This window comes from uncultured Dokdonia sp., from assembly GCF_947492815.1.
Classification (GTDB): domain Bacteria; phylum Bacteroidota; class Bacteroidia; order Flavobacteriales; family Flavobacteriaceae; genus Dokdonia.
In genome coordinates this window covers 225,329-244,727 of record NZ_CANLOB010000003.1, presented here as the reverse complement: position 1 = coordinate 244,727, position 19,399 = coordinate 225,329, and the positions used below count along the sequence as shown (strand labels likewise).

16 protein-coding genes are annotated in these 19,399 nt (G+C 30.7%); 3 read left to right on the top strand and 13 right to left on the bottom strand.

The annotated features are described in order from the left end of the window. Nucleotides 1-25: 25 nt before the first annotated feature. The 13 genes from Q1A01_RS05555 to Q1A01_RS05495 all read right to left on the bottom strand — a co-directional run bounded on the left by Q1A01_RS05555 (nt 26) and on the right by Q1A01_RS05495 (nt 15,856). Nucleotides 26-868 carry a hypothetical protein gene (locus Q1A01_RS05555; protein WP_299677228.1) on the bottom strand — a complete coding sequence of 281 codons (843 nt, stop codon included), beginning with the start codon at nt 866-868 and terminating at the stop codon, nt 26-28. Next, nucleotides 861-1,478: a DUF4255 domain-containing protein gene (locus tag Q1A01_RS05550; RefSeq protein ID WP_299677225.1), complete on the bottom strand. Its 618-nt coding sequence runs from the start codon at nt 1,476-1,478 to the stop codon at nt 861-863. Before Q1A01_RS05550 ends, Q1A01_RS05555 begins: the two co-directional genes overlap by 8 nt. 650 nt (nt 1,479-2,128) lie before the next feature. Next, on the bottom strand, nt 2,129-3,199 hold the full coding sequence (locus Q1A01_RS05545; RefSeq protein ID WP_299677222.1) for a leucine-rich repeat domain-containing protein: 1,071 nt from the start codon (nt 3,197-3,199) through the stop codon (nt 2,129-2,131). 270 nt (nt 3,200-3,469) lie between these two features. Further along, the gene (locus Q1A01_RS05540; protein ID WP_299677219.1) at nt 3,470-3,991 is read right to left on the bottom strand and encodes a hypothetical protein; all 522 of its coding nucleotides are present in this window, start codon (nt 3,989-3,991) and stop codon (nt 3,470-3,472) included. A gap of 2 nt (nt 3,992-3,993) precedes the next feature. Then, nucleotides 3,994-4,371: a hypothetical protein gene (locus tag Q1A01_RS05535; RefSeq protein ID WP_299677216.1), complete on the bottom strand. Its 378-nt coding sequence runs from the start codon at nt 4,369-4,371 to the stop codon at nt 3,994-3,996. A gap of 239 nt (nt 4,372-4,610) precedes the next feature. Then, the gene (locus tag Q1A01_RS05530) at nt 4,611-5,135 is read right to left on the bottom strand and encodes a hypothetical protein (protein ID WP_299677213.1); all 525 of its coding nucleotides are present in this window, start codon (nt 5,133-5,135) and stop codon (nt 4,611-4,613) included. Nucleotides 5,136-5,137: 2 nt separating this feature from the next. Continuing rightward, nucleotides 5,138-8,926 (bottom strand): hypothetical protein, encoded by a 3,789-nt coding sequence (locus Q1A01_RS05525; protein ID WP_299677210.1) that lies wholly within the window; start codon nt 8,924-8,926, stop codon nt 5,138-5,140. 479 nt (nt 8,927-9,405) lie between these two features. Then, nucleotides 9,406-10,722 carry an ATP-binding protein gene (locus Q1A01_RS05520; protein ID WP_299677207.1) on the bottom strand — a complete coding sequence of 439 codons (1,317 nt, stop codon included), beginning with the start codon at nt 10,720-10,722 and terminating at the stop codon, nt 9,406-9,408. A 261-nt stretch (nt 10,723-10,983) separates the two neighbouring features. Further along, nucleotides 10,984-12,453 (bottom strand): contractile injection system tape measure protein, encoded by a 1,470-nt coding sequence (locus Q1A01_RS05515; protein WP_299677204.1) that lies wholly within the window; start codon nt 12,451-12,453, stop codon nt 10,984-10,986. A 15-nt stretch (nt 12,454-12,468) separates the two neighbouring features. Beyond that, the gene (locus Q1A01_RS05510; RefSeq protein WP_299677201.1) at nt 12,469-12,789 is read right to left on the bottom strand and encodes a hypothetical protein; all 321 of its coding nucleotides are present in this window, start codon (nt 12,787-12,789) and stop codon (nt 12,469-12,471) included. A 272-nt stretch (nt 12,790-13,061) separates the two neighbouring features. Continuing rightward, a complete protein-coding gene (locus Q1A01_RS05505) occupies nt 13,062-13,667 on the bottom strand; it encodes a hypothetical protein (RefSeq protein WP_299677198.1) in 606 nt (201 codons plus the stop codon). A 558-nt stretch (nt 13,668-14,225) separates the two neighbouring features. Beyond that, nucleotides 14,226-14,888 (bottom strand): hypothetical protein, encoded by a 663-nt coding sequence (locus tag Q1A01_RS05500; RefSeq protein ID WP_299677195.1) that lies wholly within the window; start codon nt 14,886-14,888, stop codon nt 14,226-14,228. An 11-nt stretch (nt 14,889-14,899) separates the two neighbouring features. Then, nucleotides 14,900-15,856: a hypothetical protein gene (locus Q1A01_RS05495; RefSeq protein WP_299677192.1), complete on the bottom strand. Its 957-nt coding sequence runs from the start codon at nt 15,854-15,856 to the stop codon at nt 14,900-14,902. A 304-nt stretch (nt 15,857-16,160) separates the two neighbouring features. Here Q1A01_RS05495 and Q1A01_RS05490 point away from each other — a divergent pair, with 304 nt between their 5' ends. The 3 genes from Q1A01_RS05490 to Q1A01_RS05480 all read left to right on the top strand — a co-directional run bounded on the left by Q1A01_RS05490 (nt 16,161) and on the right by Q1A01_RS05480 (nt 19,361). After that, the gene (locus tag Q1A01_RS05490) at nt 16,161-16,436 is read left to right on the top strand and encodes a hypothetical protein (RefSeq protein WP_299677189.1); all 276 of its coding nucleotides are present in this window, start codon (nt 16,161-16,163) and stop codon (nt 16,434-16,436) included. A 244-nt stretch (nt 16,437-16,680) separates the two neighbouring features. Further along, nucleotides 16,681-18,657 carry a tetratricopeptide repeat-containing sensor histidine kinase gene (locus Q1A01_RS05485; protein ID WP_299677186.1) on the top strand — a complete coding sequence of 659 codons (1,977 nt, stop codon included), beginning with the start codon at nt 16,681-16,683 and terminating at the stop codon, nt 18,655-18,657. 29 nt (nt 18,658-18,686) lie between these two features. After that, nucleotides 18,687-19,361, top strand: coding sequence for a response regulator (locus Q1A01_RS05480; protein WP_299677183.1), 675 nt, complete (start codon nt 18,687-18,689; stop codon nt 19,359-19,361). Nucleotides 19,362-19,399: the final 38 nt, after the last annotated feature.

Below are 19,399 nucleotides of genomic sequence, written 5' to 3'. Positions count from 1 at the left end.
TATCTATTTTAAAAAAGTTCTTATTTTAAATATATATCTGCGTTTTTACAGACTGGTCTACATCTGAAGCTTCTGGATATTTAAAAGCATCAAAAGGCGTTGCCATTCTATAAGGAATTATAGCGTCATCTTGATCTCTAGGAATAATATTTCCTCTACGCATAAACGGTTGTGGTGTTCCTGTTTGTGCATATATACTTCCATCATCATTTAGATATTGCCATATAGTTTTTCTATTCTTTAAAACTATTTTGAATTCTGTTACATCCCCTACAGCTTGACCATTCTCTATTATTTCATCAAGTTTTATTGATACAACTCCAAGTAAAGAACGTTTTTCACTTCCTGTCAAGCTTTCTGAAAGCGCTTGATATTTGTTCATAAGATCTACACTTGCTGTTATCGTATAGTTGTCTAAACTTGTAGCTACATCGCTTAAAATATTGATTCTATTTGCGACCGGCACTGTAGTATCATTTGTGAAGAAATAAAGATCTTCTGGACTTGTATTGATATCTGTATATTTTTCAAAAAGAGTATCATTGCTATATATCAATAGATCTATAGTCACTCCTGTACTATCTATCATTGGTTTTGAATCTTGATCTACCGAAATAAAACAAGTAGCTCCATCTGTTGTTTTTTTAAAAGCAATTTTATGATTTGCAAGGATTCTATTTGTGTCTTGACTAGGTGCTATATGAAGAAAGTCAGCTACATTATAGTTTACTAAATCTCCTGTTTTTTGAGTATCATCAAAGACTACTAATATTTCATTTCCATCTATATCTTTTTCTTTTGTATCCAGAAAGTAATTGTGAAAAATATTCAAGTTGAATATTTGCACGTATTTAATTGTACTACTCATTTTCTGTAAAGTTTTCTGTTAAATTTTTCGTTAGGTTCAGTGCAGTTTCTTGTATTGTAGTAATTGCAGGTCCTTTGCCTTTGACTTTCTGTCTCTGTACTTTTACAATACTCACTTTATATAAAGCAGAAGGCATTGTTCTTCCCCCTAATACGGTCCAAGCATAACTCAACTCTTCAATACGAAGCGACTTGAGATCTACCATAAACTTGAATTCCTCAATTTGAGGGTCTGCCTCTCCTTGTGTAAAAATGGAAGTGTCTGTATTGTTATTTGTAAAAATGGATTTGTCTTGAAAAAACTCTACCACTTTAGAAATAGATTGCAGTGATTTTTCATACGTACTTCTGTTTGCTGCTACCATCATATACACATTAAGATAAGCTGCACCACTCTTATAAATTTTAGTGCCGTTTTTCACTTCGTGTCTTGGTGTGTTTTTGAGTATAGACTCTTCTTCTGTACTTAATAAAGTGACAATTACTTTATCATTTAGTGACGTATTACTTGCATCTTCTGCCTTAGCAATATTATCTAATACCACTAGGTTTTCGTCTTTCAGATAATCCCCTATTTCCTTTTTGAGTATTCTTAATACATCGTAGATCATGGTCTCCTTTTTATTGATTTATTTTTATATAAAAGCATTTAGTATGTAGCCAGTGCAACTAGCTTTTCTTGTCTTGATTTTCTAGAATGGTAAGACAAATGTGATTGCTAATAAGTGAAGTACTTCTTGTGTTATTTGTTAATCACAGTACAAACATACGTAGAGAGCTCAGCAAAGCCAAACATTTTACAACGTCTAATCCGTAGTTTCAGTAAGTAGAATGAGAAATGCATTTAAAACACTAAAAAGCAGAAAAATACACTTTGTAATATTCTGATTTCAAATATCACATTTTACAAATTATCATGTTTTAAGGAGGCATTTAAATCTCAAAAGATAGCAGGAAGTGTAGGTTTACTTTAAAACAGGTTATTAAGGGTTTTATACGCTTTCTAAGCCCATAGCGGAAGTAGGTAGTTTATGTTGAATTTCTCTGAAGCATGAAAGCGAATACTATATTGCTATTAGTTTGTAACTGGTATAGGTTATAGTAAAAAATACGAGATCATATTTCTACTATAGTCTTTTCTCTTTACGCTTTCGCGAAAAGAAAAAACCTTAGAGAGTTGAAACTCTCCAAGGTTTAAATATATTTTTAACTAATCTAAAAATTACAACTTTTTTAGACTAATCATATTCAAAATATTAAATTAATCTAATATTGAACTAGTATAAAATTGAGAGAAAAATTTTAAACTCATAGGATAAGGATAATCCTTTTTAAAATTGATTTTAACATTCTCTGGTGCCATGGATTTAATTTTATCTGAATCCTTAAAACCACGAATATATATATGACACTCTGATTCTAAATTTTGTAAAAAACGTGTATCAAAATTACTTAGATTATAATTAGCTTCTACTAATAAAAGTTCTAGCTTGGTAAGATTGTCTAAATTCTCAATTTTAACTATCTCGTTTTCATTAAGATTCAATTGTTTTAAATTCACTAATGCATCTAAGCCTTTTATTTCTGTTATTCGGTTAAGACATAAATCTAGCATTTCTAAATTCTGTAACTTATCTAAACCTTCAATTTTTTTTAAACCATTACCAGAAATAAAAAGCTCTTTAAGTTTTTGAAGTTCATCTAAGCCTTCAATTTTTTCTATATCACCCTCAAAAACAAAACTTTCTAAATTAGGAAACTTATCTAAATATGCTAATTTTTCAATTTCATCTCCTCTTATACTCAGATGTCTAAGAGTATCAGGAGCATTAATTTTTTTAATACTACTAATTGGACTGCCCCCCACATCTAAATACTCTAAAGATTTTAGTTTTTCTAAGCCCTTAACTTCATATAGTCGATCGCTTCCACTAACACATAACTTCTCTAAATTGGTAAGATTACTCAGTGGAGATGTATCTTTAAGGTTTGTTACCCCTAAATCTAACTTTTTTAAGTTTTTAAGATAATTTAAATGCCTTAATGAAGAAGCATGTAAACGATTAAGACTCAAATCTAATGTTTCAAGTTTAGAGAATCTTTTTAATGGCCCTAAGGTTTTAATATTACAATAACCTACATCTAATTCAACTAAGTTATCTGCTATAGGCAATAATACATTAAGGTCTTTTAAATTAGTCTCCCATATAGACAATGTTTTAATATTTCCATCGCTATCTAAATTAAAATAATTTTTTCCTTTAATACGCTTCTCAGAATGAATAATTTGAGTGTCTAGTTTTTTCTCTAATTTTTTTATAAAATCTATCATATCCTAAGTTCTATCTTTTTTTAAATCTTCAAATCGTTCATCATTATCATCGCCTTCTGGATTTTGTTTCAAGTCTCCTTGTAATCTATCATTTAAAATTTCGCCAGTTTGTAACTGGTGGAGGTTTGAGTGAGAAACTATCCCGTCAATTTACAATTTAGACACACACAACCTCAACTATAGTATTTTCTTTTTTTACGCTTTCGCGAAAAGAGAAAAAGATCACCTATAACAATAAATGATCTCTTTAATAATAAATTTATTAATTTTCTAAGAAACTATATATTCGTATTTTTTATTGATATTTCCAGATAGAATTTTTTCCATTTCAATTTCAATATCCAAATCATGTAACATATTGATTCCTTTAGTTATACCAACTATTCTAAGTTTACTATTGATAATATTTTCAATAATTGCGTCTAAATAATCTGTATTTACAAAATATGAATCAGCTTGAAAGATAATTCCATCTATATTTTTATCATCTAATGATTTATATGTCGTATATAGATTAAAATTATTATTCTCATACACAATAGTACCTCCTGCATCATGAGACTTTAAAACTTCTAAATCCTTTTCTACATTTTCAACACACCTAGTTTCATCATAATTTTCCGGTAAGTGTTCATCATCTAGAACTTCTGCTAAAGAAAATGATGAAAAATCTTTATCTTCTTGAATAGAAAACTTATTATTAATTAATATTTCGTGTATTATACTTACAGCTTCTCTACTATTAATTGATTCAATTACAATTATCGAATCTATATCATTCCTTAATCCCATCCTTATAGTTTAATATTAATATATGCTTCTAAAGTATTAACAAGTTTCATTCCTTTAAAACTCCTTGGTTTTCTTCTTTTACCATCAAATGGCACATTTATCATTTCTATTTCATATCCATTACCAAATCTTATAATATCTATAGTATTTTTCTTTCTTAATTGAGCTAACGCCATTGGAGCAACAGCTTTTTCTTCTAATTGTAACACCACTAATTTATCAGAAAAATCCATTAGATTACCATTTTCATCATATATTTTAACTGAACCGTTAATCATTTTTCTGTATTTATCAAACTGTTCAATATCTTTAGAACTAAGACCATTTATTTTATCCATAAACTTCCCTGTCTTAAACTCAATTAACTCTCTATCTGTCAAAATATCTATTTCACCAAACTCACTTATTGTTTCTTTTTCATTTCCTATTTTAAAGAAAACTTCTTTATCAGATTTTTTTTATAGATCCGCCTATAAAAATAACATCTTCGCCTAAAACATCTCGAATTCATCTAATCTCAAAATATAGTATTTTTCTTTTTTTACACTTTTAATAAATGAAAAAGAGATCATTTATATTGACATATAAATGATCTCTTTAAAATAAATTTATCGCTATCTTAAGATATTATATATTCATATTCTTTATTGATATTTCCTTGAAGTATGTTTGTAATTTCAACTTCTTCATCTATCAACTCTGAAAGGTACTCAGCTTGCAGAACACCTTTTATACTTAACCTTTGATTTATATTAGCATATATTTTATCAAAAGATGCCTTGTTTTCTATAGCGTATGATGAATCAACATAAAAGACTACAGCTGCTATACTATTAAAATCAGTAGTTAAGAAATCAATTAATATTTCTACTTCGTCTTGTATAGAATATTTTATTGAGCCTCCAGATGGATGATGCTGCAATCTATTAAAATCATCGTTTAAATCCTTTATTTCTCGTATAACATCATAATCATCTTCTAAATGTTTATCATTTATCAACTCATTTAATCCAAAATGAGAGTTTACTCCTTCTAGAATAGAATAACCAAATTCTAATAATATATCATTTACTTCTTTCACTGTATTATTTTGACCATCAACACTCAAAACTATTAATGTTGTTATAAATTTCACATTACCCATAATTATATATTATTAAATTCTTCAATAGAGCTTATTAATTTTTCCCCCTTGTAATCAGAAGGTTTTATTTTCTTCTTTACATTAGACAATTTAATATCTTTTCCGTCTCCTAATCTAAGTAAATCGACTTTCTTTTGTTTAATTAATTGAGCTAATGCTATAGGTGCTATTTTTGCACTTTCTATTTGTAGAATTAGTATTCTTCCTGAAAGATCAATTTTATTTTTATTTTCATCAAAAATTTCAGGGTTACCCCCTATCAATCTTTTTAATTTTAACAATTGATCATGAACATCTTTTTTAAGTCCTAGATTAATATTAGTTCCGTGTTTTCCTGATTTAACTTCTATCAATTCTTGATCTGTCAAAATATCTATTTCTCCAAATTCTTTTATTCTTTCTTTTTCATTTCCTGTTTTAAAGAAAACTTCCTTATCAAATTTATTTATAGCCCCTCCTACAAAAATAACATTATCATTCAAAGACATCATTACTCTAACTTCTTTAATTGAAGATATATAATTTGTGATATCTTTATTTTTTAAGTTATTTATACTTTTTATGGTAGCCTCTCCTCCTTTTAAGGACTTTAATTTACTAATTTCATCTGCACTTAATTGTGTTTGACTATCAACATCCCAATCAATATCAGATAAATCATATTTATCTCCAAATTTAGTTATGTTTAGAGATAATGCTTTTAATCCTTTTTCTGATTTTTTCTTTTCCTTAGGCGTCTCTGCATCATCTAATTTTTTAGCCATATTTTTCTCTGCCCTCATTAATCCCTCTATAGAGTTTAAAATTTGACTTGATTTTCCTTGCAAATTATCTGCTTCGGTATTATTATTAACCTTGTCTTTAAATTTTTCAAGTTTTTGAGAAAGTGGGCTTTTTATACTACGCATCATTATAACTCCACCCTCAAATGATAATGTATGTTCTTCATTATTCATTAAAAATTTCTGAGACTTGATAGTTCCTTCATTTTTTTCCCCATCTTTATCTTTCTTCTTCTTACCAAACCCAATCTTCTTCAAGAACTTCTTCGCCATCTTCTTAATCTTCTTCCAAAGTTTTACCAGTGCTTTTTCTACACGTTTTTGGATTTTCTTAAAGAGCTTGATCACTTTTCGCGCTAAGCCACCTATTCCTAAGATAGATGCCAACAATCCTATCACGACAGGCACTGCTTTTCCTAGGGCTTTTTCTATAGAGGCTGCAACGGCGCCTACTTTTCCAGAAGCAATGGCTGAAACAGAATCCATAAAGGCACTTACTAACTCAGCGATTTGTGCGGCACGTTCTATAAAGAATTTAACCACATCTATAATCGCCATCACGGCTTTTACAAAAGCGCCTACTGGCGAAAGTAATCCTAATAACCATTTGATACCCGCTTGTACTACTTGTGTTTGGATCAGATCCATTACAGCATCTATCACGGTTGCTTTTAAATCCTGGAATTGTTCTTTTATGTATTCCCACAATCCTGCAAGTCCTTCTGTACGTAAAATATTGACCAATTCAAATCCGGTTTCTAAGGCTTTTATGGCTGGTTCTCCTATGACCTTAGATCCTACTTTACGTATTCTCTCCCAAGTAAAGCCCATAATTTGTGAAGACAGGGAGAAGATTCCTTTTAAAGAGAATATATCTTCTGGCATAGTGATGCTTAAACCTCCCATAGCTCCTGTAAGCCATCCTATCAAACCACTTTGTAAATGTTTCACAATATTAGAAGAGAAGTTGGAAATTCCTTGTCCTATGCCTGCCATCATATTGGATAAGAATCCTATTGGATCTGCAATAATCGCTACGACTACTTCTACTATTTTTGCTAATAAATTGGTTAAGGTATTTTTTACTTTGATAATAAAATCGAAAACTCCTTTTAACGCTCCTAGTGCTTTACTGACCAATCCTTCATTTGCTGCTTTGAGTTCTTCTATACGCGCATCTACACTTTCTATATTTGCTGCATATTGTTCGGCTAAGGCTTCTATTAATGAATCTTTCTTATCATTTACAGTTTGCTCTAAGCTATCAAACTTATCTTCTATGGCAGTGGCTGCTTCTTTACCAAGTTTACGTAAATTAGGATCTAAAGAACTTACATATTCCTGAACATCTTTTTTACCATTGGCTATTTCTTGTTTTGCTTTGTTAAGTCTATCTGCCACCATATTTGCAATGGTTTCGATATACCCATCCATAGTATTGATATAGACTTCACGTCCTGTCACAAAGAATTCATTAACTTCTTCAGGGAGTCCGCCTAAGTAATCACCTACACGACGAATGTTTTTCCAGCTATACCAAGCACCGCCATAACGTTCTTCTTTATAGGCGGTCATTTCTTTGTCTATATGGCTTTCAAAGGCTTTTTTGGCTGCATTTGATCCTTTTACAAACTCCTTAGCTACATCAATATCCAATTGATCTAAAATTGTATCTACTTTAGATTTGGCAGCTTCGTATTTTCCATTGATGGCATCGGCGATACGTTTACGTTCTACCGAATTTTTAGAAGCGGTTTGTTTTTGATTTCCTGCTACTTTATTCAATCCAGCAACACGTGCTGCATTCATTCCACCAATTTGTGTATTGGTTTGTTGTTGTGCGTTTTGCTGTACGTTTTGTTGTTCTTGCTCTTCTTGTGTTCTAAACTGTTGTGTGGCGGCATCACTTTGTGCTTTGGCTGCATTCTTTTCTGCCAATGCTCCTGTAAAGGAAGCCTCATTTGAGTTGGCTAACATATCGTCTGTTACTCCATGAGTTGCCATCTCATTATCTACCGTATTATTTTGTTCTTGTAACGGTTGTTCTACCTCGGCGGCAGTACGTGAAGGTGGCATTGCTTTTCCGGCGCCTCCTATATTGGGTTTTTTACCAAATTTTGGCGTTGGCATTTTAGCTACCTGTCGTTTTGGTTGGGCAGCGGTATTTGGTTTTGCAGAAGTTGCGCTTGCAATCGCGCTTGAAGATTTTTGTGAGGCACCACTCACATCTCCCATCGCATTTTTATTTACTTCTGCAATATTATTATTTTCATCAAACTTATCTGCGGCTTCTTCATCTTCGGGTAATTGCATTTCTGCAATACGACTTTGTAATTGCACTTTAAAAGCAGCTGCACTAAATTCTTCTGCATCTTGCGCAGCCATCACATCTACTTGTTTTGCTTGCGCCATACTCTCGCGTTCATTGCTTGGTGAAGGCGCTGCAGCTTGTGCTTTTGAACTTGCTTTGCTAGAAGACTCGTGTTGTTGTTGCCCTTTGGCAGTATCACTTACTTCCATTTTTAAAGCTTGGAAGTTTTCGTTTTCTTCTGGTGTTTTTGCTATCGTTACAGGAACCGCTGCTTTTGCTTCAGTTTCTGGAAGTGTTTTTTCTTCCGTTTTTCCTGTGTCTACTGCTGTATTCTTAGCTTTTTTTGCCGTTGAAGCTTCTTTTACTATTGGATCTTTTGCAACGATTGGTGTTGCTTTTTTTGGTGTAGGAATACTTGCTATATCTAGAAACTGCGCATCTAAGATATCGGGTATTCCGGCTGTAGGATCTGCTGCCAATTGTCCTACTTGTTTTGCATTAAAGTCTGTATCCTTAAGACCTGTTGTACTCATTTTTTGAGGTGCTCCAAAGAGGGCTTCGTCTAGCGACGGAGGAACTCCTTTAACTGCCTTTTGCTGTTTCTTTCCTTGGAGAGCAACAGCATTTTTTGCTTTTTTGTTTTGTTGAGCAGCGCCTAGTTGAGACGCTCTTATTTCGGGTTGCGTACCTGTTCTCATAGTATTGTTATTATGGTCTTTTACCATATGTCATGACATATGTATACTTTCTCACGGTTTTACTAATTCTTTTTGCGTGAGGGATTGCAATGAAAATCCCACAGCCTGACTGTAAGGAAGTGCGAGGAATTGTAGTGAAAAGCCCGACAAGTGTGTCTAAAAAGTGCTTTTATGTTGTCAAACTGAGCTTGTCGAAGTTTTGTTATTTGATGATCAAAACTCTTTCGATAAGTTCAGGATAACTGGTATCTAATTTTAGCACTTTTTAGACACGTTTGTCACGCCCAAATAAAAAAGGAAGGTCTTGTTAAACCCGCATTATGTGATAGAAAATCTATTCCGTCTTGAAACTGCTGCAAAATATATCGCTGCGCTACATTTTTAAGTTTAACCATAACGATGCTATGCTAAAACTAAGAAAATGTCATATTTTATTGCTGCTTCAACCCTCATAACGAAGTTCTATCACATAATTCGAGTTAAAACACTTTATCTTCTTTATGGTATTCTTTTTTTATACTCTCTAACACCATTGCCTGTGTTAGTATTCGATCTTTATTTGCCAATGCTTTCAAACTTGCATCTTGAATACAGTTCATAATATTTGAACCATTTAACACATATTTTGAAGCAATTTCATCTAATTTTAATGATGGATGTTGTTCTAGTTTTTTTGGAATATTATGTTTCCAAATACGGAAGCGCTCGTTAGCTTTTGGTAATTCAAAATGAATAATAGATTGAAAACGTCTCATAAATGCACTGTCTATATTGTCTTTATAATTTGACGCTAAAATCACCATACCTGGATAGGCTTCTATTTTTTGGAGTAAATAAGAAACTCCTTGATTTGCGTATTTATCATGTGCATCTCGTACATTGGTTCTTTTTCCAAATACCGAATCTGCTTCGTCAAAAAATAGAATCCAATCTTTCTTTTGTGCTTTGCTAAATAGATTTGCTAGGTGTTTTTCTGTCTCTCCAATATACTTAGATACCAATACAGAGAGGTCTACCCTAAACACCGATTTCCCTGTATATTTCCCTAGTAAACTTGCTGCCAATGTCTTTCCTGTTCCTGGCGCTCCATAAAACAATACACGATATCCTGGTTTGAGTCTTTTTTTCATACCTAACTCTTCTAAAAGAGTATCGTTATGTTCTAACCACATTTTGCTGTTTTGTAGTTTGCTTAATGTTGTTTCTGGTAAGATAAGATCACTCCAAGTAAGTTGCGTTTTAATTTCTTGCGCTGGGAATTCTTCACTTAATTTAGGTGTAAGTGTACTTCCTAATAAGATCTCCTGAAAGGCATCTTGATAGATCAATAATTTACCTCGTACTGTAGGCTCTCCTTTTTCTACAGGAGCTGTATGTAATACTTGTAACTCATTAAATAATCTATTTTTATGTATGAAATGAATGGCCGCGATTCTTCCTGCCACATCATCTCCTGCAAGTGTATATAATACTGTCTCTGCGGTAGGGTCTGCATTTTTTTGATCTGATCGTGTTTGTGAAAAGAAATACAACACACCATTTTCACTTTCAATACTCACATCTCTTAAAAAAGTAGGATACACATGTGGTACTAATGAAAGTAAAAGGGAGATGATTTCTTCTTGATCTAATGCATACTTTGAGATGTAATGACTTAAAGAATTCCCTTCATATTCTGAAGGTATATACTTCAAAGGGCACTCATTAAGTGGTGTTTTTGTATTTTCTAATCGCCAAAGAATAACTTCTTTTAAGTGGTCAAAAATTTGTTGTGTGCCCTTCTGTTCTGACAGCATAGTATAATGTTATTTATATTATATTCTAGAATTCATTTTGACATTTTCTATTTTCTAAAAAATAAAAATTTGTCCTAAATCCTTCCTTTAAAAAACAAGGTTGTAGTGCCTACTTCTTAGCAATTACACCTCTTATATTTAGATTACAAAGATGCTTTTAGGAGCTTTCATAAGCAAGCAAATCACGCTATAGAATCTGTAGTTTCAGCAGATTACACGGGAGTTAGTGCAACTAGAGCTTATACCATTTACTAATTGATTTTACCAGTTTACAAACATGAATTCCTTTTTCCAAGGAAGGCGTATCAGTCCTAGGCCCCAAGAGAGTTTTTTTAATAAAATGTCATGTGTTTTCCCCTCTATCTGAATCGTAGTTCCATTGCTATTTTTTTCTATTTTTCCTAAACGCTGTAAAAACTCATGTTGTAATAAAGTATGTGAAGATTTCTTTAAAGCTCCCCAATTTTCATTGACTGCATTTAATAAGTTTGTTACCTGTTCTTTTTGTTTTTTTGTAATGGTTCTATTTCTATTGATCGATTCATGAATCGGAATATTGCACAAGAATTTCTCAAAAACCATATCACTTTCTGCTTGCTTTGTTTTTCCAGTGGCGATATAGTGTAGTAGATGCACACAATGTTCTGGGTCTTTCAATTGTTTTTGTTCATCTAATAAGTTACAGTGACTAAAAAAGTGGGTTAAGAACGGGTGTATAAGTACTAATCCTGCGTTTTGAACATATTCGCCTTCTATGACTGCGGCTTGATCACTTGTTTCAGTAGGTATTGTAGCTGCTTCTATTTGTTTTTGACTACTTTCTGGGTGTATAAGTGCGTCTATAGTTTCTTTTGTTATAGCGGTTTGTGCTGAAGGGTCTTGTAGTGAATCTGAGGTGTTTTCTATTCTTTTTTCTTGTTTTTTTGCCTCTTTCTTATTTCCTACTTGTTTGTTCTTTTCTTTTTGTAATTCTTTTTCTCTACGTTTATGTAAAGAGGTTTCTTCTTTGACAGTAGTAATTAATGTTATAACATCAATGGGTTCTTGGTATGTTATAGCTTTGAGTACTTCTTTCCAAATTTGTTGCTGTTGTACAACAGGACGCTTACTTATTTGTTGTAGTTCAACTTCTGTTATTTCTAACGTATGACTCTCTTTTACAATAGCAATGCATATTTCTTTTAAAGAGGCTTTTGTGAGCTGATTTAATGCTCTGTTTCTTACTTTATGATCTCTAAATATGCTTATTATTTTTGTTATAAAACCACGTGTTTCTAGTAATCGTTTAACGTTTTTAGGAGTCATTAATTTTGTGATCGACTCACTACTCCACCAAGGGTTTGTACCTGTTTTAAGGAAATGAATAAAGGTTTCTGTTTGATGTGCTCCTTTGCTAAATAATTTTCTTTTTTTAATGATTTCTTCCGTAGGTTTTACTGCATCACCAATTGTTTTTATAGCTTCCTTTGTTTCGGTTTTGATCGTATCGACAATCGTATGTTTTAACTCATTATTTAGTTGGGTTCCGTTTTGAGTAATTTCTACATGAACTTGATCTAATCGAATGGCATATGATGACATATCATCATCAATTGTATCCATTTGTTTTTCTAATAAAGGAAGTACTTCTGAATTTAGAAAGCTTCCGATATTTTCTTTTAAATGGTGTGCTTCTGCAATACTTGAAGTGGTAAGATCTAGGTATACCTTATGTATAATGTGCTTCTCCATATGGATTACCTATTCTTATTTTGAGCTAAATTCATTTCCCCAAAAACCCGCTGGGCATTTGCTATATTTTGATTTTTGTTTAGCGCTTAATCTGCATCCGCAGCCTCTTATAAAACCTTCTTTAGCTGTTGTGGTGGTCTCCATTGTTGTTGGGTGAATCCACATATTCGTATTGCATGTATTATTAATTTTTAGAGGGCAATCATTGCATATTTTTTCTCGGATACTAAATACGGCCGCATCACTCTTACTTGTCATTCCTGCAAGGGTATACAGCTCATTCATATGTCCATTGATAATCTCTTTTCGCTTTTTATAAATTTCCTTTAAATCCATAGTATGTACTGTTATTTTATAGTACAAATTACTCTGTATATCTTGATTTTAAGAAATAATCAAGGGTAGGAAATCGGTCTTTTCAGTAGAATTATTTTTGATTTTTTTTAATGAACTCATTGTTTTAAAAAACGATTAAAAAACAGTCGTTTCATCATTTTTTTGATCGTAAGCTTGCCATATTGCTACTTTATTTTATGGAATGTTACTGGGTACGCTTTCGCGAAAGCGTATAAAGAAGCGCCATCTTTAAATATGTTAATACATCACTATTACATGAAAGAAACTAGATATTCATTTACGTAATTTGACAACATGTAAAAAGCCATTATATTAAAAGGAATAGAAAGCAACAATCCTATTTTAGTAAAACGTTTTACGCTTCCTTTTTTAATATCAAAATACAACCAAATAATTGCCCATATAATGGAAAGCCATATTAAATTACTTGTGATTTGTATTATATTTAGAACTGTGTGTAATAAATTTTTGATAGCGCTTATATGTGTGGTGATTTTTTGAGATTCTTCGTTTATATTGTTACTTAAATCTGCTAATTCATTTATCCTTTTTACGGTCATTACTTTTATACCAAATGTGTTTTCTAGAAAGGATTTAACCTCTTTGAAGACTCTTTCAATAGTACTCCCTTTTTCTATTTTGATGATCTCTAGATCTGGGAAATCATTTGCTCTTAATAGCATATTACTAGATTCTATGTTTTCTGTTTTGATTTCAATCTCTTGAATGATTTTATTTTGAACTTTTCCAACAAAACAGTTTACACCTATACTGTACACAAGTACTAAATATCCTAGTCTTTTGATCCAGATATTACCAGGATATAGATTTGACAGGTTAATTATCATTGATTTCATTTTATATTATTTTTTTGAACTTTATTATTACGAGATTTAAGGATTCAATTTTACAAAGTATTAGAAGCATCTTTCTTTAGTTTTGCTTCTACTGTAATAAGCTATCTACTTCTTAAAAAATCATGTTTTATTATTAAGAGCTCCTATTCTAGTCTTAGAATCCTCCTAATTCTGAAAACAAGTATGACAAATACTCTCTTAAAAAGTTATTTTGTAAAACAAAAAAAATGAAGAGTAAAATTTTAATAATAATAGTACCAGATTTCCCAACGTATTGACCTATGACCCCATAGAACAAACCCAATAAGAGCATGCCTACCACTCCTCGAAATTCATACCCTTTCATTGCTCCTACAATGAGTCCTAGGTATACAAAAAAACTGAATGACTTATATTGAAAGCGTGACATAAACTTTATATTCTTTTGCTAGAAAAAAGACGTACTAAACACTTTAAAAAAGTGGTACTTTTGTTCTCTACTTTCAAACATAACAAGAAGTTAGTGTTCTATTTTATGGACTTCCATAAACTGTCAAGAGAATATTTATACTGTCTATTTTATCGTTGTTTATCTCTTAAAGCTGTACGAATCGCTCTGATTGTATTTTCGGCTTCAGATATTTTAAATTCGCCTCCTACTTCATCAAGGATTTCATAATCTGATAGTCTTGCCTTGTAAAAAGAACTTCCGCGAGTTGTTAAAATAAATTCCTTAGAAACATTAAAATGTTTTTGTTTCCCTTTAACTAAAAGTTCTATGAGAGGAACTTTGGCTAGTACCTTTTGTGTTGAAGTAAGAAATTCTCCCGTCCTTGAAGGTTCCTTTGTTTCTATAGAGACTATTTCTTTATAAAAATAGGTCCATGTACTTTGATTTAATGCCGTTTCTGTTATGGGGTCAAAAACACATTTATAGATTACCAGCTCGTGTTCTGTAAAATTCATAATGGTTACTACAATAGGAGTGTACCTTACCAAACCATCTTTTCCTTTTTTAAAATGATGCTCAAGCAGACTATTTTTTGCTCGTGCAGGTCCAAAAAGCATTTCTGAATCTCGTATACATTCACTCTCATGTAATAGCGTTTTTTGTAATGCAACTTTTTGTAATGGAGCTATTGCTCTTTGAATTAATTCATCAAATTCTTCGTCTGTTACTTTTTTAAAAGTAAAAGTTCCTTGTTTAAAGTAATTTAAAATTTTTTCACCATTAGATGTCATAACTGTATTGTTTAATTAAAGAAATCAATGATATTCAAAGCATCAAGTAGTCGGTTACGTTCTATTTCGTCCTGATCGAATGTGTCTATATATGCTAAGGATATTTCATCGTAATGGGGGCGTAATGAGCGTTTCTTATAAAATTCTTCTTGTATGATATACTGAAGCTCATAAAATTTCCGCTTATCAGGATTAAGGTTTATAGCATTCATTATATCAACACCGATACTTTCTATCTCTTTACTCTTTAATATAAAGGGAATTCTTCCTTTAAACTTAGCTAAAGCAAGATTGTAATGATATTCTTCATCTATAGGGTTTAGGTCAATGCATTTTTCTAAACGCTTTATCACTAAATAGTATTGACGTTTACAAAGTAATAGAACACCAAGCCAGAAATTAGCTTTATCATTAGACTTAATATCATCTACTTCTTTTAAGTAAAATTTAATATATCTATCAATCTGATTTTTATCTAGAGTAGATAATAGCTCATATGACATTTCTTTATAATCGAAAGATTTTAGTTCTTTATTTATAGTATCATCAGGTTTTTTATAGGGATATATTAAATGATTTGTTGAATAACCTGATAGTCTCAAACGATCCTTAGATCTTTCTACATAATGTCTAAAGTCTCTATATTTAGGTTCAATATCTATATACTTTGCACATGAGTTAAGTATATATTCTCTATATTTTAATTCCTTATGCTCATGCTGACAAATTTCAACATAACCTAGTAAAGTTGTAAAGCCAATAGTCTTTGCTTTATCTTCATCAACACTCTTATGTTTCTCTAAATACTTATTTATATCTGCACGAAGATTTGTTACATCATTTCTACTGTAATCAACAACCTTACGTTTCTCCCGAGTATTCTTTCTATAAGTCCTAACAACGTCTTGCATAAAAGTGATAAATACAATCCGTTGTTTCTCTATTATTTCTGAATTTGAGTGCTCCATAGCGTATACTTAGCTTGATACAAATGTATTTTATATACGCTCATACATTTTATGGATTTCCATAACACCCTCCTTCTTGTTTTTAAAACACTTAATATATTTTTTATTTTTAAATAGTCACAATTAACTGATAATCAATTTATTACATTCAATTTAATGACTGGTGTTATCAGGCGTTTTTAGACGGCAAACTACTATCTCAACATTTGCAAAGTAGAAATCTACAAAACTAATTAAGCAGATGTTAGAAGGCAAATACCGGTTACGCATAACAACACTGCAAACACTTTAAATTTTAAAAAACATGAAAACAATAATAAAATTATCAGTAGTAATTTATGCAACATTAATAATACAAAGTTGTGAAAAAGAACCATTAGAAGAAGTCATTCTTATGGATATTCCTTCAACAGAACAACCTGTAGAAACATCTAATGATGACAGTTATTTAGAATTATGCTGTACAATATCTAAAGACAATTCTTGTAATAAAGATCATAAACATACACCTTGTGATCAAACATCTAAAAAAACTGTGGGCGAAGACGGTGAAGTTATTTTAGAAGATGATGAAGAATAGAGATATCTAATAAACCTAGGAAGAAAGATCAAGGTATCTTGATCTTTCTTTTATTAAAATGATATAATATGATAAGTATTCTAAAAATTATAGCACCTATCTATATAAATTCAAGTTTTAACAGTGATACAAAGACGAATCACAAGGTTAAAAAAAGTGAAAATCATGTAGATAAAGAAAGTACTATTACGAATGTAACAGATTAAAAAATAGCACTTTAATAAAATAAGTTAACTTTGGAGGGATGAAAAAAAACTATAAAGTAACATCCCTCCTTCTTTTTATATTACTTTACTGCTCTTGTAATTCCATAAAAAAAGAGGAGCCATCTCCTGACTTTATAAAAAAAACAGATAGTCTTACTAGTTATTATATAATCAGTAAGAAAAGTACTTCACTCACTAAAGCTGTAGAAGCTATTGATAATTATATCTATGGTTCCATAAGTTTAAAAATAGATTCATTTACTTATAAAGGATATATGTATAAAACACGTATTCTAGGTATTCAGAAAAAGTATAAAGAAGCTATTAAAGTTTCTGAACAACTCCTTGAATACGCAAAAAAAAACAACGACAGCTCGTATATAGGCAAAGCATATAATAAACTAGGAATTTATTATTCTGCACTTAACAATTACACTAAGGCTTTTAATAATTACAATACATCTTTCCAAGTACATCGAAAATTAAAAGATAGTAGTCTAGCTGTAAAGAGATTATTTTCAATGGCAAACACTCAGAAAACCTTAGGGGATTATACTGCTAGTACTATCACTGCTACAGATGGGTTAAAATATTTATCTAATTCTTCTGATTTAAAAATTCGTGTTGCGCTTTATCATACGATAGCAGTTTGTTATCGCGAAATGAAAAATTACAAACAAGCATTATTATGGAATGAGAAAACCTTATCATTAGTAGAACATGAAAGTTTTCGTGAAAAAATCAAACCAGAAAACATAGTAAAGTTTAAGATTACCAATGCAAATATTCTTGCTGATCTACATCAATTTGAAGAAGCTACAAGTATTTTAGAAATACTATTAGTCGATCCATTAATTATTCAAAATGAAAACGAAAAAGCTAGGGTATTAAGTAATTTAGGTAAGATTAGATGGCTTAATAACAAAAACAATAGCACAAGTGAATCTTTATTTCTAGATGCGTTAAAAATTAGACAAAAAAATCAATATCCAGCAGATCTTATAGCTAGTAATATACATTTATCAAAATACTATTCGGGAAAAGATAATTCAAAAGCTATTAAACATGCAAAAGAGGCTTATAGAAATAGTAAACTAATAAATAATCCTTTATCAATACTAGAATCATTAGATCATCTAACTACCATTGATACTAATGCTGTAAAAGAATATAGAGAATTTAAAAATGTAAGTAAATCATTAGTTGAAACTCAAAAAAAAATAAGGCAAATATATGCACCTACTAAGTTTGAAAATGATCGTTTGACTCAAGAAAAAATTCAAAAAGAACAACAATTAAAAAACGAAAGAAATTACAAAAAATGGCTTATCATTATATTTTCGTTTATCATCATTTCAATTATAATTTATACGATACAACGCTCTAAAATTCAAAAAGAGCGAGATAAGTTACAAGCTGAACGTAATAAGGTTGAAAAAATATTGACAGCATACCATGCCGAAACAAGGATATCCAAAAAGGTACACGATACTATTGCTAGTGACATTTATCTCATCAAAAAAATAATAGCGGATAAACCTAATATTCCTATTATTTTAAAGAAACTAAACGCTATCTACAACAAAGCAAGAGATATATCTAGAGAGAATACAGATATTGATTTTGAATTTTACGAAATAGAACTTAAAGAACTTATATCTAGCTACATATCAGACTCAAGAAACATTTACCCTGTTGATATAGATCATATACAATGGGTTGATCAATCACAAATAAAAAAAATAGTTATTTACAAAGTAATCCAAGAGTTAATGATCAATATGGATAAATACAGTAATGCAACTATTGTTAGTATCACTTTTAAGCAAAACAAGAATAATTTATTAATCACTTATACCGACAATGGTGTCGGTATAAACTGGAATGCTATCAAGAAAAAAAATGGACTTCATATTATGGAAAACCATATAGAAAATATTGATGGACATATTAATTTTGATATAACAAGAGAAAAAGGAGTTAAGGCTATTATTATTATTCCTAACGATATGTAGAAGATTAATTTCCTAATTAGAAAAACAATATGTTTACAAAAATTTTAATTGTTGAAGATTTAGAAATTGCTAATTATGGCATTATAAAAACACTTATTGATAAAAAAATAATACGTGAAGATGGTATTACAAACACACAGTATTGCGATAAAGCTATCATAGAATTTAAAAAAGCTCATAACGAAAATGTACCTTTTCAATTACTCATTACTGATTTATCGTTTGATAAAAACCATAGAAAGGAGAAAATAAGTTCAGGTATTGAGTTAATAAAGGAGATCCGTAAAATTCAAAGTAATATCAAAATTATTGTATACTCCATAGAAAATAAACCTTCTAAAATCAAATTATTATTTTCCAAATATTTAATAAACGGATATATCTGTAAAGACGGTAACGATTCTCAGGAATTAATAAATTCTATAAACGCTATATATGAAAATGATATCTATATCTCTTCTCATTTAGGAGACATTTTTAATAAAAAAAATAGTTTTGAATTAGATGATTATCAAAAATTATTATTAAGAAAATTGGCCGATGGTTATACGCAGAAGCAAATTCAAAAAAAATTTCAAGAACAAAATATCACTCCATATAGTATAAGTATTATTGAAAAAAAACTTGAAAAATTAAGAGATGTCTTTGATGCAAAAAGCACTACTCATCTTATCACTATCGTAAATGATTTCGGTCTCATATAAATCTTCACCCATCTATTTATTAATACATTATTACCAAA